Source organism: Arthrobacter sp. 131MFCol6.1, from assembly GCF_000374925.1.
In the GTDB taxonomy this organism is placed as follows: domain Bacteria; phylum Actinomycetota; class Actinomycetes; order Actinomycetales; family Micrococcaceae; genus Arthrobacter.
Genome location: NZ_KB895543.1, coordinates 128,309 through 142,799, shown reverse-complemented (window position 1 = coordinate 142,799; position 14,491 = coordinate 128,309). Strand labels below are relative to the sequence as shown.

General features: G+C 68.3%; 12 protein-coding genes. 6 read left to right on the top strand and 6 right to left on the bottom strand.

All coding sequences use genetic code 11. The annotated features are described in order from the left end of the window. Nucleotides 1-6: 6 nt before the first annotated feature. Nucleotides 7-1,296 (top strand): MFS transporter, encoded by a 1,290-nt coding sequence (locus tag C566_RS0109525; protein ID WP_018774107.1) that lies wholly within the window; start codon nt 7-9, stop codon nt 1,294-1,296. Between the two features lie 87 nt (nt 1,297-1,383). Here the strand turns inward: C566_RS0109525 and C566_RS0109520 are convergent, their stop codons facing one another. Beyond that, nucleotides 1,384-2,652: an MFS transporter gene (locus tag C566_RS0109520; protein ID WP_043466544.1), complete on the bottom strand. Its 1,269-nt coding sequence runs from the start codon at nt 2,650-2,652 to the stop codon at nt 1,384-1,386. Between the two features lie 103 nt (nt 2,653-2,755). On the opposite strand from C566_RS0109520, the gene trmB reads away from it, so the two are divergent. Together trmB and C566_RS0109510 are read left to right on the top strand one after the other, a co-directional pair. Further along, nucleotides 2,756-3,712 (top strand): tRNA (guanosine(46)-N7)-methyltransferase TrmB, encoded by a 957-nt coding sequence (trmB, locus tag C566_RS0109515; RefSeq protein ID WP_018774105.1) that lies wholly within the window; start codon nt 2,756-2,758, stop codon nt 3,710-3,712. 103 nt (nt 3,713-3,815) lie between these two features. Beyond that, entirely contained in the window at nt 3,816-4,622 is an 807-nt protein-coding gene (locus tag C566_RS0109510) for a DUF1206 domain-containing protein (RefSeq protein ID WP_018774104.1), read from the top strand. Between the two features lie 76 nt (nt 4,623-4,698). Here C566_RS0109510 and C566_RS0109505 read toward each other — a convergent pair whose 3' ends face one another. Beyond that, nucleotides 4,699-5,382: an anti-sigma factor family protein gene (locus C566_RS0109505; protein WP_018774103.1), complete on the bottom strand. Its 684-nt coding sequence runs from the start codon at nt 5,380-5,382 to the stop codon at nt 4,699-4,701. After that, entirely contained in the window at nt 5,379-5,888 is a 510-nt protein-coding gene (locus tag C566_RS0109500) for a sigma-70 family RNA polymerase sigma factor (RefSeq protein WP_018774102.1), read from the bottom strand. The genes C566_RS0109505 and C566_RS0109500 overlap by 4 nt, the downstream gene beginning before the upstream one ends. A 184-nt stretch (nt 5,889-6,072) precedes the next feature. Between C566_RS0109500 and C566_RS0109495 the strand changes: the two genes are divergently transcribed. Continuing rightward, nucleotides 6,073-6,606, top strand: coding sequence for a COG4315 family predicted lipoprotein (locus C566_RS0109495; RefSeq protein WP_018774101.1), 534 nt, complete (start codon nt 6,073-6,075; stop codon nt 6,604-6,606). A 163-nt stretch (nt 6,607-6,769) separates the two neighbouring features. On the opposite strand, the gene C566_RS0109490 is transcribed toward C566_RS0109495, so the two are convergent. Then, nucleotides 6,770-7,699, bottom strand: a complete 930-nt coding sequence (locus C566_RS0109490; protein WP_018774100.1) for a DMP19 family protein — start codon at nt 7,697-7,699, stop codon at nt 6,770-6,772. Between the two features lie 196 nt (nt 7,700-7,895). Between C566_RS0109490 and C566_RS0109485 the strand changes: the two genes are divergently transcribed. After that, entirely contained in the window at nt 7,896-11,288 is a 3,393-nt protein-coding gene (locus C566_RS0109485) for a DEAD/DEAH box helicase (RefSeq protein ID WP_018774099.1), read from the top strand. Between the two features lie 24 nt (nt 11,289-11,312). Here C566_RS0109485 and C566_RS0109480 read toward each other — a convergent pair whose 3' ends face one another. Both C566_RS0109480 and C566_RS0109475 read right to left on the bottom strand, forming a co-directional pair. Continuing rightward, the gene (locus C566_RS0109480) at nt 11,313-11,765 is read right to left on the bottom strand and encodes a hypothetical protein (RefSeq protein WP_018774098.1); all 453 of its coding nucleotides are present in this window, start codon (nt 11,763-11,765) and stop codon (nt 11,313-11,315) included. A gap of 9 nt (nt 11,766-11,774) precedes the next feature. Next, entirely contained in the window at nt 11,775-13,733 is a 1,959-nt protein-coding gene (locus C566_RS0109475) for a primary-amine oxidase (RefSeq protein ID WP_018774097.1), read from the bottom strand. 120 nt (nt 13,734-13,853) lie between these two features. On the opposite strand from C566_RS0109475, the gene C566_RS0109470 reads away from it, so the two are divergent. After that, entirely contained in the window at nt 13,854-14,444 is a 591-nt protein-coding gene (locus C566_RS0109470) for a TetR/AcrR family transcriptional regulator (protein ID WP_018774096.1), read from the top strand. Nucleotides 14,445-14,491 lie beyond the last annotated feature (47 nt).

The following is a 14,491-nucleotide window of genomic DNA, read 5'->3' as shown; positions in this document are numbered from 1 at the left end:
AAGACCATGACTGCAGCCACGATCACGCCGGCGGCAACCCGAACATCCACCCGCAAGACGCTCGTCGGCACCGGCATCGGCAATGCCGTCGAATGGTACGACTGGGCCATCTACGCCACGTTCACGCCGTTCATCGCCAGCCAGCTTTTCAGCAAGTCGGATCCTGCGTCCGCGGTGCTGTCCACGCTGGCGATTTTCGCCGTCGGCTTCGTCGCCCGGCCTTTCGGCGGCTTCCTCTTCGGTTGGATCGGTGACCGGATCGGCCGGAAGGCTTCGATGACCCTGGCCGTGGGGCTGGCGTCGGTGGGCAGCCTGATGATCGGCATCGCGCCGACGTTCGCGGCCGTCGGCGTCTGGGCATCGCTCACGCTCCTGGTGGCGCGCCTGATCCAGGGCCTGGCCCACGGCGGCGAGCTGCCGTCGTCGCAGACGTACCTGTCCGAAATGGCGCCGAAGGAACACCGCGGCTTCTGGGCCACCCTGATCTACACCTCCGGCACCGTGGGCATCCTGTTCGGAACCCTGCTCGGTGCCGTGCTGAACATGAGCCTGAGCACCGAAGTCATGAACGCGTGGGGCTGGCGCATCCCGTTCCTGATCGGCGCGGCCATGGGTCTGTACGCGCTGATCATGCGGTCCCGGCTGCACGAAACGGACGTCTTCGAAGGAGAGGCCTCAGCGGAGAAGCGCGCACCGATCTGGCCGCAGATCGTCCGCCACCGCAAGCAGGCCCTCCAGGTGATCGGCCTGACGGTCGGCCTGACCGTCATCTACTACATCTGGGGTGTCGTCGCTCCCAGCTACGCCACCACCGCCCTGAAGATCGACCGGGGCGAGGCCCTGTGGGCCGGCGTGATCGGCAACATCGTGTTCATCGCGGCGCTGCCCTTCTGGGGCAAGCTGGCGGACCGGATTGGGCGCAAGAAAGTGCTGTGGGCCGGTGCGATCGGCGCAGGCATCATGCACTTCCCGATGACCGCCCTGCTCAAGGATTCCGCCTGGCAGCTGGCCGGCAGCATGTCCGTCATGCTGATCTTCATCGCCGCCAGCGCGGCGATCGTCCCGGCCGTCTACGCCGAGCTGTTCCCCACGAGCATCCGCACCGTGGGCGTCGGAGTGCCCTACTCGATCTGTGTGGCCGTGTTCGGCGGAACCGCGCCTTATCTGCAGCAGTGGCTCGGCACCACCGTGCAGATGCCGCAGCTGTTCAATGTGTACGCCGTGCTGCTGCTCGCCATCTCCGCGGCCTTCGTCTTCACCATCCCGGAAACGAAAGGCAAGGACCTCACCCTCTGATCCGGTCCGGCCCGGTTGAGCTATCAGTTGTGGCTGTTCTGGAGGGTTCAGGACAGCCACAACTGATAGCTCATCGCATCTATAACCTCAGCCGATGAAGCGGTCCCGCCCTGCCCGGTACCCGAACACCGCGGCGAGCGAGCCCACCAGCATGAACAGCACACCCGCCGCGGCAAAGGACCCGGTGGACTGGTGCAGCTGGCCGACCAGGAGCGTGCCGCTGGAGCCAACCCCGTAGCCCACGCCCTGCATCATCCCGGAGAGGTGGGCCGCGGTGTGCCCGTCCCGGGTGCGGACCATGATCAGCGTCAGCGCGGCGGCGGTCAGGCTCCCCTGCCCCAGGCCGAGCAGCCCGGTCCACAGCCAAAGGAATTCCACAGGCCCGAAGATGCTCAGCGCGAAGCCTCCGCCGGTCATGAGCGCCACCGCCGTGTTGAGGGCGCGCTGGTCCCGGAACCGGGTGGCCAGCGCCGGCGCGAAAAGCGAGCCGAGCATCTGCAGCACAATCGAGGCCGAGACGATCAGGCCGGCCGTGCCGCCATCCACGCCGCGTTCGCGCAGGATCGGTGCCAGCCACGCGAAGACGCTGAAGGACATCATGGCCTGCAGGACCATGAACCCGGTCACCTGCCAGGCCACGGCGGAACGCCAGACGTTGACGCCGCCGGCCGGCCGCGCCGCCCCGCCGGGACGGGCCCGGAGCGCCGGCGGCAGGAACAGCAGAAGGACGACGCCGGCCGGCAGCGCCCAGAACCAGAGCGCCGCCGTCCACTCCCCGCTCGCGCGGAAGACCGGGAACGTGAAGCCGGCACCGAGCGCGGCCGAGGCGCAGATCGCCGTGGTGTAGAGGCCGCCCATGAGGCCCAGGCGATGTGGGAAGTCACGCTTGACCACGCCCGGCAGCAGCACGTTGCAGAGTGAAATTGCGGCGCCGCACGCGGCGGTTCCGGCGAGCAGAGCCGGAAGGTGGCCGGCCGTCGGCAGCTCCACGGGCCGCAGCAGCAGCCCGGCAGTGAGAACCGCCATGGCACCGAGCAGCACCCGTTCGGCACCGAACCGGCGTGCCAGCCCAGGAGCCAGCGGGGCGAACACGCCGAGCAGGGTCACCGGGACGGTGGTGAGCACCATGACCGCCCAGGCCGGCAGCCCGGCGTCGGCGGTCACCTCCGGCAGTACCGCAGCGAAGCTCGAAAAGACTGTGCGCAGGTTCAGCCCGATCAGGACCAGGCAGATCCCCAGATACGCGAGCTGCCGGCGGCCGGCGGCGTGCGGCGACCCGGCGGGGCCGTCCCGGAGGACGGCGCCGGCCGAATGGGCCAACTCGTCAGTTTTCCCAGCTGAGGTCACCCGCCCCATTCTTGCAGCCCCGCTTCTTTACCCCTATCCCGTCACCCCTCCTCCGCGGCCTACGGGATCCCCCGGGCGGCCCGGGCCGGCGAACTCAACTATTCTGGAAGGGATGAGCGAATCCCCAGAATCCCCCGGCATGCCGGCAAACCCGGAGTCCGGCGCCCCGGACGAGACCCAGCTGCCGCGCCCCGTGACCCCCGGCAGCCAAGCCTCGTTCGGCACGTACGGAGGCCGTCCGGTGAGCTTCGTGCGCCGCGGCACGCGCCTGCAGGGCCGCCGCCAGGCGGCCTGGGAGGAACACGCGGACCGTTGGGCGGTTGAGGTCCCCCGCCATGTCGCCAACACCTCCGTCCACCCTGACTATGTGTTCGACGCGGAGGCCGAATTCGGCCGCACGGCTCCGCTGGTGGTCGAGATCGGCTCCGGACTGGGCGATGCCGTGTGCCACGCCGCGGAGCAGAACCCGGACACCGACTTCCTGGCCGTGGAGGTGTACACCCCCGGCCTGGCCAACACTTTGATCAAAATCAACAGTCGCGGGCTGAGCAACGTGAGGGTGGTCGAGGCGAACGCGCCCGAGGTGCTGGCAACCATGCTCCCGGCCGGCTCTGTCACGGAACTCTGGGTGTTCTTCCCGGATCCGTGGCACAAGTCCCGGCACCACAAGCGCCGCCTCATTCAACCGGCCTTCGCTGATCTCGCCGCCCGGGCCATCAAACCTGGCGGCACCTTCCGGATCGCGACCGACTGGTCCAACTACGCCGTTCATGTCCGCGAGGTCATGGCGGGCTCGGCAGAGTTCGAGAACCTGCACGAGGGCGAGCGCGCCGGTGCGGACAGCCCCCTGACCCAGGTGTGGGAATCCGGCGTCGAGTCCCGCGTGGGCGGAGCCCCCGTCAAGGAAGGCCGGGCGCCCGTCAGCACCGAGCACACCGGGCCCAACGAGGGCGTCGACGGGACCGGCGGGTGGGCGCCGCGGTTTGAGGGCCGCATTCTGACCAGCTTCGAAAACAAGGCGCACGAAGCCGGCCGCCTGATCTTCGACCTCAGCTACCGCCGAATTTAGGCACGCCCGGTTCACGGGTATCTGTCGCTGAGCGGCTTCGCGTGGCACGATTACGGAACGAATCACGCTGGGTAGTACTAAGGAAACGATCATCAAACGAGAAATGAAGGACGCTGCTGACGTCGCCGAGGACGTCACCAATTCGAAGCCCCTCGAAATCGCAGCACGGGCCGGGTTCGCCGTGTCGGGGTTGCTGCACTTCCTCATCGGGCTGGTCGCGATCCGGCTCGCCATGGGCGGCCAGGGCCAGGCCGATGTCAGCGGCGCGGTGGAGGAGCTCGCCGGGCAGCCGGCGGGGCCGTTGCTGCTCTGGACTTCTTTTGCCGCCTGCGTTGCGCTGGCCATCTGGCAGACATCCGACGCCATTTTCGATTTCGGGCACCTGCCGACCAAGAAGAAGATCGGCAAGAAACTCAAAGCAGCCCTGCAGGCCGTGGTGTACGCCGCGTTTGCCCTGACGCTCGCGTCGGTCGCCACCGGGGCCGGCTCCGACAACCGCGAGTCGACTTCCGATATGACCGTAAACCTCATGAAGGCACCGGGCGGCGTTGCGCTCCTGGTGGTCATCGGCGCCGCGGTCGCCGTCACCGGGATCGTCTACGCGATCCGCGGCTTCAAGAAGTCCTTCATCAAGTACCTGCGCATGCCGTCCCAGCCGCAGGCCCGCACCGCGGTGACGGTGATCGGCATGGTGGGCTACGTTGCCAAGGGCTTTGCGCTGCTGCTGGTGGGCCTGCTCATCATCATCGCCACGGTGAAGGCACACCCCGAAGAGTCAACCGGGCTCGACGGCAGCCTGAAGGCCCTGCGGGAGCAGCCGTTCGGCGTGTACTTGCTGGCCGCAGTGGGTGTGGGGCTGATCTGCTACGGCATCTACATGGCGGTGCGGGCCAAGCTCGCGAAGATGTAGGCTCGCGCCGACTTCCGGATCCCGCGCCGACTTCCGGATCCCGGACCGGACCGGCCGCCGTGCCGCCAGGGGTGGGCTACCCCTGCGGCACGGCGATGACAGCCACGGTCTGCTGCTGCTCGTCGCGCATCTCGACACTGGCGATCCTGGCCAGCTGCACCGGCGTCGCCCCGGTGATCCGGACCCTGCCGGTGGGCGTGGCCGTCCACGCGCAGGCACGGTCCACGCCGCCGTCGCGGTCCTTCACCCAGAGCGAGAGGGTCCCGGCGACGGGCAGGCTGCGGCCGTCCACCGCCAGTTCGGTGCCCCAGGTTTTCTTGACGAGCCCCACCGTGACCTCCAGCCCGCTGCTGGCCGCAACGGAATAGCTCGCGTCCGGCTTGGCGGCCTGGTTCAGCAGCGGACCGGCCATGATCCCCAGCCCCAGGCAGGCGGCGGCCGCCGCGGCCACCGCCGACGTCCACCGGCGCCGCACCTTCCGGCGTCGGGCGGCGAGCTCGTCCAGGAGCCGGCGCGGGACAGGTTCGGGTTCCGGCGGAACCAGCGCGCGTTCCCGGGCGGCCGCAGCCGCGGCGGTGAGCGCGACGGCGTCGGAGACCGGGATCGCGTCCAGCAGCGCGGGGAGGCTGGCAAGGTCGTCCAGCTCCTGGCGGCAGTCCGCGCACCCGGCAAGATGCTGCTCGAAGGCCGCGGCTTCGGCCGGCTCCAGCCCGCCGAGCAGGTACGCGCCGAGGAGGTGATGCAGCTCGGTCCCGTTCATCGCTGCACCCCCATTTCGTCGAGGATCGTCCGCAGGGCCCGCACGGCGTAGAACGCCCGGGACTTCACCGTGCCGCTGGGGATCTTCAATTGGGCGGATGCCTCCTGGACTGTGTAGCGGCGGTAGTGGAGCGCGACAAGGACCTCGCGGTGTTCCGCGCTGAGCCGCAGCAACGCCTCTTCCATCAGCACCTTGTTGAGCAGCTCATCGATGCGCCCGGCGCCGACGCCGCCTTCCGGGAGGGCCTGGACATCGCGGTCGCCGGCTTCCTGCGGCCGCCGCTGGGCCTTGCGGTAGTTGTCGATCATGATGTTGCGGGCCGTCCGGAACAGGTAGCTGCGCAGGCTGCCGGTGATCTGCGGCGCCTGCTGCCAGACCCGCAGCACCGTCTCCTGGACGACGTCGTCGGCGAGCTGAGGATCCCGGGAGACGCTGAGGACAAAGCGCTTCAGGGCCGTTCCGTGGTCGCGGTAGATCGCAGCCACCACGTCTTCGTCCAGCGGCATTGCCCACCTCCCGGGAACCTTGTTCTGCCCCTGTAAGACGTACGGGCAGGCCCAATAGTTCAGTGTGCCCCAGGACGGCCCGACACGAACATGTCGGTTCCGCCTGAACCATTCCGCGCTCCATGGCGTCGTATCCGGTAGCGCCGGCCTCCGAGTTGGGCTGGCTCAAGTCTAGGAGCAGCAAATGAAGAAGCACCTCAGCATTGGCTTGTCCGCGTTCGCTCTGGCCGTGCTGCTGTCCGGCTGCGGCGGCGGAACGACCACGACGCCGACGTCGGCGGCACCGGCCACGTCCGCTCCCGCAGAGACCGCCACCAGCGCGCCGGCCAGTTCCGCTCCGGCGTCCACGTCTGCCGCGGAGCTCTCGGTGGCCGAGTCCAAGGCGGGCCAGATCGTGGTGGGCGCCCAGGGACTGAGCGTCTATTACTTCACCAAGAACACGAAGGATTCCGGGAACAGCGTCTGCACCGGCGCGTGCCTGACGTCGTGGCCCCCTGTCACGTCGACGACAGCCACTCCCACCGTCAACGGCGTCACCGGCAAGGTCGGAACCATCCCAACGGCTGACGGAAAGATGCAGGTGACCATCAACGGGATGCCGATCTACTACTACTCCAAAGACCAGACCGCGGGCGACATCACCGGCCAGGGCGTCGGCGGCGTCTGGTACCTCGTGTCACCCTCCGGGGAAATGATCACCGCACCGCCGGCCGGGTAGGCTCGCCCGCCGCGGATCCGCCCGGTCCGGTTCGCCGGGCAGGAAAACTAAGCGCGGCGGGGCCGGGCCAGGGACACTACCGTCACTAAGCACGGTACGGCCGGCGCCTGCATTTGGGGGGCAGACGCCGGCCGTACCGGAAAAAACTGTCGGGTAGGGCCGCCTACGCGCGGGCCTCTGCGAACTCCGCTGACCCTTCGAAGTCCTCGGCCTCCTCGAACTCCACAGCCGCGAGGATTTCCTGGGTCCGCGGATTGAGCATGAAGGCCTCGTCGTCGTCCTCCAGCATGAGGAATTCGCCCTGTTCCGTGGTGAAGTGCCAGGCCAGGGTGGTCTCCCCGTTGTGCTCGTAGTTGGGATCGCCCATGGTGATCCGCTCCAGGCTGTGGCCGGCAATCTCGCACAGCTCCCGGATGATCTGTTCGAACTCCGGCGCGTCCAGGAGCGCTTCCTCGGCGGCTGCCGCCTGGCGCTCGGCGAGGTCGGAAAGCCGGGCCACCCGCCCGGCAATGTGGGCGTCGAGGTCGTCGTCGGAAAGGACCAGCAAGTCCTCCTGGCCGCGCAGCCAGGCGGCGTTCAGCGCCGCGATGTCCTCCGTTGCGAGGATCGACTCGAATTCCCCGTCCAGTTCTTCAATGTGCCGAACGGCGTCGGAGACTCCGTCCCCGGGTTCACCTTCCTCTGTGCCGGCTCCGGCGGCCCAGCCGCTGCCGCCGTCGAGGTAGGCGTCGACGTCGGTGTCGGTCAGGGCGCCGAAGGCGGCCACCGTGCGGTTGAAGAGGTCCAGGTGCGCGCCGGCGCCCATGGCCGCCAGGCCTTCCCGGACATAGGGGTCGACTTCCTCGCGTTCGGGCGCGGTGAACACGTACTGCGCGAAGCCGCCGGCCAGCGCCTGCGTCAGGTAGAAGTCCACGTAGTAACTGCGCAGCGCGGCCGGGGAGATCTCTTCCGTGTCCAGCAACTCCTCGAACATGGCGTTGACCACGTTGACGTTCGCGTCGACGACGTCGTCGTTTCCGCCTTTGAGGCTTTCCGTGGTCAGTACGGTGGGATAGCTGTGGGCGGACTGGATGGTGGGCTCGCCGTTGGTCATGCGGGATCCTTACTGCTGGCACTGCTGGTTCTCCGGACCCCTCCACGGTAGGTCCGTCTTCACGGCGGGCGGCCGAGCCCCAGTTGAACGTCAGGCGAAGTTTGAGTGGCGGTTGCGCGGGCGGAGGCGAAGTTCCTGGGGCCCGGCAGGCTCGGTAAGATGGATCAGATGACCACCTGCCGAAAGTAGCGCGCACATGCCATCCCATCCGGACGAGAGTGCGGCACTGGCAATACAGACTCCCGCGATCAACGACCGCTCCCTCGCGGCCGGGCTCGCTTACGCCATGGGGAGCCGCGTTTCCGGGATCTCCTTCGACGCGGCCACAGGCCTGCTGCTGGGCAAGGTGCGGGGCGGTTCCGACGTGCCGTATTCCACGACGGCGAAGCTGGTCCGGAAGGCGGGCGGCTGGAGCTGCACGGTCGGCGTCTGCAGCTGCCCGGTCCGCAAGGACTGCAAGCACGTGGCGGCCCTGCTCTTCGCGGCCGAGGACAACCCGGCCACCCGGATGCAGCTGCTGGCCCCCGCCGAGGGCACCCGGCTCTCCCGCCAGAGCGCGCCGCCGGAAATGGCCGACTGGGAGCAGGCCCTCAGCCCCCTGATCGCCCATCCGGGGATCACGCCGTCCGCCAACGGCACCCCGCTGGCGCTCCAGTTCGACGTCGAGGACCCCGCCCCGCACTTTTCCTACACGGGCCGCCGTGATCCGCTCCGCAGCGTCCGCCAGCTCAAGGCACGCCCCGTCATCATGGGGGCCAAGGGCAAGTGGATCCGCGGCGACGTCTCCTGGAGCACGCTGAGCTACCTGAACTACCGGCGCGAATGCAACGAGGCGCATGTCGAGTGGATGCAGGAATTCCTCGCCTCGCACACCGCCGTGGCGAACCGCCAGCACTCCGGCACCGGGCTGTGGCTGGGACTGAACACTTACGCCGGCAAGAACCTGTGGAGCCTGCTGTCCCAGGCCCAGAAAATCGGCGTCGCCCTGGTGCACAGCCGCGGCACGGAGCCGGTGCGGCTGGTCGAGCAGCCTGCCGCCGTCGGGCTGAACCTGGCGCGGTTCGGCACCGGCGGAGACGACGGCGGTCTCGAGCTCGCGCCGACCATCACGGTCGAAGGCGAGGTGGTGGATCCGGCGTCGGTCGGGACCATCGGCCGCCCGGCGCACGGAATCTTCCTGGCTTCCGACGGCGACGCCCTGCCCGGTCTCGCCCCCACCGACCCCGTCATCACCCTTGCCCCGCTGGAGAGCGGTCTCAGCGAGGAACTGCTGACCTTCGTCACGGGCGGGACCACCCTGCACATCCCCGCCCGGGACGAAAGCCGGTTCCTGACCGGCTTTTACCCGAAGCTCAAGCAAACCGCCCGGGTTACCGCCTCCGACGAATCGGTGGAACTGCCCACGCTGGCCGTCCCCACCCTGTCCCTGCTGGCCAACTATGGGGCGGACCACCGGGTCCGGCTGCATTGGGAATGGCACTACACCTCCGGGAACCTCGTCACGGCGCAGCCGCTGTGGCGGCACCCGGGCGATCACGGCTATCGGGACGACCCTGCCGAGGCCCGCATCCTTGAGGCGGTCGGGCAGCCCTGGGACGTCGTGCCGGCTCTGGGCGAGTCTGCGACCGGAGGCTGGGGCACGCCGCGCCTGGCAGCCACGGCAGAACTGTCCGGGCTGGACACCCTCGCCTTCACCGAGGACGTGCTCCCCCGGCTCCGCGATCTCCGCGACGTCTCCGTGGATACCTCCGGCGAGATTGCGGACTACCGCGAAGCCGAAGAAGCCCCGGTGGTGGCGATCTCCACAAAGGCGACGGACAGCCGCGACTGGTTCGATCTGGGCATCGTCATCACCCTGGAGGGGCAGCCGGTTTCCTTCGCGGCACTGTTTTCCGCCCTCGCCGCCGGCCAGACCCGCATGCTGCTCCCCAGCGGGGCGTACTTCGCGCTGGACCTGCCGGAGCTGCACCAGCTGCGGGCGTTGATCGACGAGGCCCGCTCCCTGCAGGACAACCCCGGCGACAAAGATGCCCCGCTGCAGATCAGCCGCTTCCAGGCCGGGCTGTGGGACGAGCTCGCGCACCTGGGCATCGTGGATGAACAGGCCGCGGCGTGGCGCGAGTCCGTTGGCGGCCTGCTCGAAGGCGGCATCAAGGGCCTGCCCCTGCCCGGGTCGCTGAACGCCGAGCTGCGCCCGTACCAGCTGGAGGGCTTCAACTGGCTGAGCTTCCTGTACCGCCACGGCCTCGGCGGGGTGCTGGCCGACGACATGGGCCTGGGCAAGACCGTGCAGGCCCTGGCGCTGATCTGTGCCGCGAAGGACGCCGCCGCAGGCGATGAAGCCGGGACCGCCCCGTTCCTCGTCGTCGCCCCCACTTCAGTGGTGGGCAACTGGGAGGCGGAGACGGCACGGTTCGCGCCCGGGCTCAGCGTGCGCGCCATCGGCGAGACCTTCGCCAAGAGCGGCTCGCACCCGGCCGAGGCGATGGCCGGTGCGGACATCATCATCACCTCCTACGCCCTGTTCCGGATCGACTACGAGGCCTACGCCTCCCAGGCCTGGGCAGGGCTGGTCCTGGACGAGGCGCAGTTCGTCAAGAACCACCAGTCCAAGGCCTACCAGTGCGCCCGCAAACTGCCCGCCGCCTTCAAGCTCGCCATCACCGGCACGCCGCTGGAGAACAACCTGATGGAATTCTGGGCACTGACCTCGATCGTGGCGCCCGGGCTCTTTTCCAGCCCCAAACGGTTCGCCGAGTATTACCAGAAGCCGGTGGAGAAGAACGGCGACAAGGGGCAGCTGGACAAGCTCCGGCGGCGCGTCCGGCCGCTCATGATGCGGCGCACCAAGGAACAGGTCATCAGTGACCTGCCGCCCAAGCAGGAGCAGATCCTGGAAGTCGTGCTGAACCCGCGGCACCAGAAGGTCTACCAGACCCACCTGCAGCGGGAGCGCCAGAAAATCCTTGGCCTGATTGAGGACGTCAACAAGAACCGGTTCACCATCTTCCAGTCGCTGACCCTGCTCCGGCAGCTGAGCCTGGATCCCTCGCTGATCGATCCCTCCCTGTCCGGGGTGCGTTCCAGCAAGCTCGATGTCCTGTTCGAGCAGCTCGCGGACCTGGTGGCCGAAGGGCACCGGGCCCTGATCTTCAGCCAGTTCACCGGTTTCCTGGGCAAGGTCCGGGAGCGGCTGGTCGAGGAGAACATCGAGTTCTGCTACCTCGACGGCGGCACACGCAACCGCACCGACGTCGTGAACGAGTTCAAGAACGGCGCCGCGCCGGTGTTCCTCATCAGCCTCAAGGCCGGCGGCTTCGGCCTGAACCTGACCGAGGCCGACTACGTGTTCCTGCTGGACCCGTGGTGGAACCCGGCGTCGGAGGCCCAGGCCGTGGACCGGACCCACCGGATCGGCCAGGCCCGGAACGTCATGGTCTACCGGCTGGTCGCCAAGGACACGATCGAGGAGAAGGTAATGGCACTCAAGGCGAAGAAGTCCCAGCTTTTCGCCGACGTCATGGAGGGCGACGCGCTCTCCGGCGGCGCCCTGACGGCGGAGGACCTGGCGGGGCTGTTCAACGACTGACATTGTCCCGGCCGGACTGATGCGTCAGCCGCGGGGCTGCGCGCGGAGCCGGGCCAGGAGCGTCGCGGCGAGCAGCGCCGTCGTCATTTCCAGCGCCATGACCGCCAGCAGCGCCAAGGAGCCCGACGGCGACGTGCCGGCCGAAGCGGCGGCAGCGGTTCCATGGTGGCTGTGGCCCGCGCCGCCGGCCCCGGCTCCGAGAAGCAGGACCGCGTGCACGCCGGTCATCGCCAGTGCCGCGGCCATCACCTGGCGAAGGGCGCTGATGCGGCCGTGGCGCAGGACGTGCACGGCGCACGGCAGGCATACCGCCACCATGGCGAGCATGAGCAGGTTCAGCCACGTCCCGTGCTGGTTCCCGGCGACCAGCCACAGATGCGCGAGGCACGACGCCGCCGTCACGGCGGCGCAGGTCCGGGAATGGAAGACGATGCCGGTGATGCCGGCCCGGCGGCCCAAGCTGGCGGCGGCACTCACGGCGTCGGCCTAGCTGTGGCAGTGTGCGCCGGGGTCGCCATCGCCATGGCAACCAGAGGACTGTTGAGCGTTGGCCGGCACATCCAGCACGGGGCTGCGGTCGAAGAAGCCCTCGGGACGGAGCTTGAAGCCGACCGTGTCCACCGGCATGATGGGCCAGTCCTCGATCCGGGGGAAGTGCGTCAGCCCGAAGGTGTGCCACACCACGATGTCCTGGCCGTCGATGTCGCGGTCCTGGGCAACATAGGCCGGCAGGCCTGCTCCCCCGGCGTGCTGGTTGACGAAGTCCCCGGTGGGGTACCGCTCCTCCTCCGCGAACCGGGTGACCCACAGGTCCTTCGTGGCAAAGGCCGCGCGCCGGGCGATGGAGGACTCCGGGTCTGCCAACAGAGTGGGCTGGCCCTGGGCATGCAGCTTGTAGCCCACGGGTTCGCCCAAGCGGTTGCGTGATTCCGGATTGGAAATGATCCAGGTCCGGCCGCTGCGCGCGTCGGCTTCCCGGACGGCTTCCGACTCGCGCGCCAGGACAGTCCGCTTCCGCGAGAAGGCGTTGCCGCGTTCGTTGCCCTCGCCCATTCCCTGGCGGACCACGTCCTCCTCCTCCACCCGGTTGGTGAGGCCGTCGATCGCCATGTCCAGGCGGGCGCTGAACAGGTGCTGATGGAACGGAGCGCCCAGGCCCGGGGCGAGCTGGGAGATGTTGGCCGAGCCGCCCTCCGGGTAGGCGGAGGTGAAAACGACGCCGGTGGCCTTGGCCTCGAACTCGATGGTGCCGTCGAGGTAGAGGTACCAGTAGAAGCCGTAGTCGTAGTTGCCGATCGTGGTGAAGAAGGAGATCACCAGGCGGCGGTTGCGGCGGGTGTAGTTGATGCCCGTCCAGAGGTCGCTGTGCTTGGCCAGGATGCCCCAGTCTTCCTCGTGCATGCAGATGCCGTTGCGGATCTCCCGGGGGTTGCCGAAGGCATCGCTGATGACGGGGCTGAGGTAGGTGATCTCGCCGAGGCAGTCGCAGCCCAGTTCCAGGGAGTTGGCGTACTGGCCCACGAGGTATTCGCCGGTGTCGAAGTAGTTCTGCCACGACCGGATCGGCGACGGGTCCCCGTACGGGACCACCATTTCGGCGATGGATGCCCGGTTGATGATGGGACGCAAGCGGTCGCCGTCCTGGAAGGCAAGGTTGTGCAGCACCACCCCCTCGCGGACGTCGAAGCCGACGTCGACGCTCCACTTTTCCCATTCGACGTGGTTGCCGCCGGTGACCGTGAAGCTGGGTCCCTCGGGCTGGGTGATGGTGATGGGCTTCTGCGTGGTCCGCAGCGGGCCGGTGAGCTCCGGGTCGGTGTAGTTGCCGTGCTCCGCGGGAATCGGGACGACGCCGGTGTCCAGCACCTGCGTGACTTCCTTGCTGACGACGTCGACGTACGCCACGAGGCCGTCCACGGGGTGCGCCCAGGCGCTGTCCTCGGGGAAATTCTGCACGAAGGCCAGGCCGCGGAGGATCCGGCGGCCCTTTTCCTCCGGGTACTCGAACACCCCGGCAGACAGCGGGGCAACGCGGACCTTGCTCACGTCCAGGTCACGGTTGGCCAGCGCCTTAAGCCACCGCTCGTCCGTGGCCAGGAGCTCCTCGACGACCTCGAACTCCTCTTCCAGGACAGGAAGCTCGCCGGTCACCGCCGTGTCCAGTTCGACGACGGAAATCACCGTGCCGCTGGACACGGAGACGGTCACGTCGGCCGGTTTCCCCCCGGAGGCGTCGTGCACGAAGACCCGGAACCGGCGGTCCTCGGTTCCCGCCGGCGCGTTCCTGGCAGGGTCCACCAGGCCCAGGTACGCGATGCGCCTGGTCTCGCCCAGCAGGCCGGCCGCGCGCAGGATGCCCTGGACTGCGGTGATTTCGGCGTCCGCGGCCAGACTGTACGGGCTGTACGGACTCAACGAGGTGCGGGTCTCAGTGTGTGCGGTCATCAGACGGCCTTCGTTCGGGGACCCTGGCGGGTCAGAACTTTATTTTCTATAGTTGTAGAGAATACGGAAATGTAAGCTGTGCCACAAGAGTCCGACGCAAAATATTTGGGGAGCTGCCCGGTGCCAAAGATTGTCGACCACGACCAGCGGCGGCTTGAACTCGTCGACGCCACGTGGCGGATCATCGCCCGGCTCGGGATTGAAAGTGCCACCATGCGGGAAATCGCCCTCGAGGCAGGCTTTGCGAACGGCGCCCTCAAGCCCTACTTCCCCACCAAGGATGACCTGCTGACGTTCGCGTTCGGGCACGTCTTCAACCGCACCAACGAGCGCATCGCGGAAGTCACCGCCGGGCAGTCCGGCCTCGCGGCCCTGCGGTCATTTTGCGTCGAGGTGCTGCCGCTGGATGAGGAGCGGATCAACGAGGCCCGGATTGTCATCCCGTTCTGGCAGAAAGCCATCAACGACCCCGGCAAGGCCCGGATCCACCGGGATTCGATGGAGCAGTGGCTCGCGGCGATGCGGCAGTACCTTGCCGAGGCGCGGCGGGCCGGCGCCGTCACCACCGCCGTCGACGATGCCGCCCTGTCCGGGCAACTGCTCAATCTTCTCCTTGGCGCGCAGATCGCGGCGGCACTCGCCCCGGAGGGCCAGGTGGAACTCGGGCTGAACGAGCAGCTGGAGGGGTTCCTGACCCTGCTGGCCTGCTAGGCCCGCTGGGCTTCGGGCAATCTTTTTTCGCCGAGTGTCGAAAAAAG

Excerpts from the sequence above, each read along its gene's own strand:
- C566_RS0109525 (WP_018774107.1), top strand. The coding sequence starts at position 7 with ATGACTGCAGCCACGATCACGCCGGCGGCAACCCGAACATCCACCCGC.
- C566_RS0109520 (WP_043466544.1), bottom strand. The coding sequence starts at position 2,652 with ATGGGGCGGGTGACCTCAGCTGGGAAAACTGACGAGTTGGCCCATTCG.
- trmB (WP_018774105.1), top strand. The coding sequence starts at position 2,756 with ATGAGCGAATCCCCAGAATCCCCCGGCATGCCGGCAAACCCGGAGTCC.
- C566_RS0109510 (WP_018774104.1), top strand. The coding sequence starts at position 3,816 with ATGAAGGACGCTGCTGACGTCGCCGAGGACGTCACCAATTCGAAGCCC.
- C566_RS0109505 (WP_018774103.1), bottom strand. The coding sequence starts at position 5,382 with ATGAACGGGACCGAGCTGCATCACCTCCTCGGCGCGTACCTGCTCGGC.
- C566_RS0109500 (WP_018774102.1), bottom strand. The coding sequence starts at position 5,888 with ATGCCGCTGGACGAAGACGTGGTGGCTGCGATCTACCGCGACCACGGA.
- C566_RS0109495 (WP_018774101.1), top strand. The coding sequence starts at position 6,073 with ATGAAGAAGCACCTCAGCATTGGCTTGTCCGCGTTCGCTCTGGCCGTG.
- C566_RS0109490 (WP_018774100.1), bottom strand. The coding sequence starts at position 7,699 with ATGACCAACGGCGAGCCCACCATCCAGTCCGCCCACAGCTATCCCACC.
- C566_RS0109485 (WP_018774099.1), top strand. The coding sequence starts at position 7,896 with ATGCCATCCCATCCGGACGAGAGTGCGGCACTGGCAATACAGACTCCC.
- C566_RS0109475 (WP_018774097.1), bottom strand. The coding sequence starts at position 13,733 with ATGACCGCACACACTGAGACCCGCACCTCGTTGAGTCCGTACAGCCCG.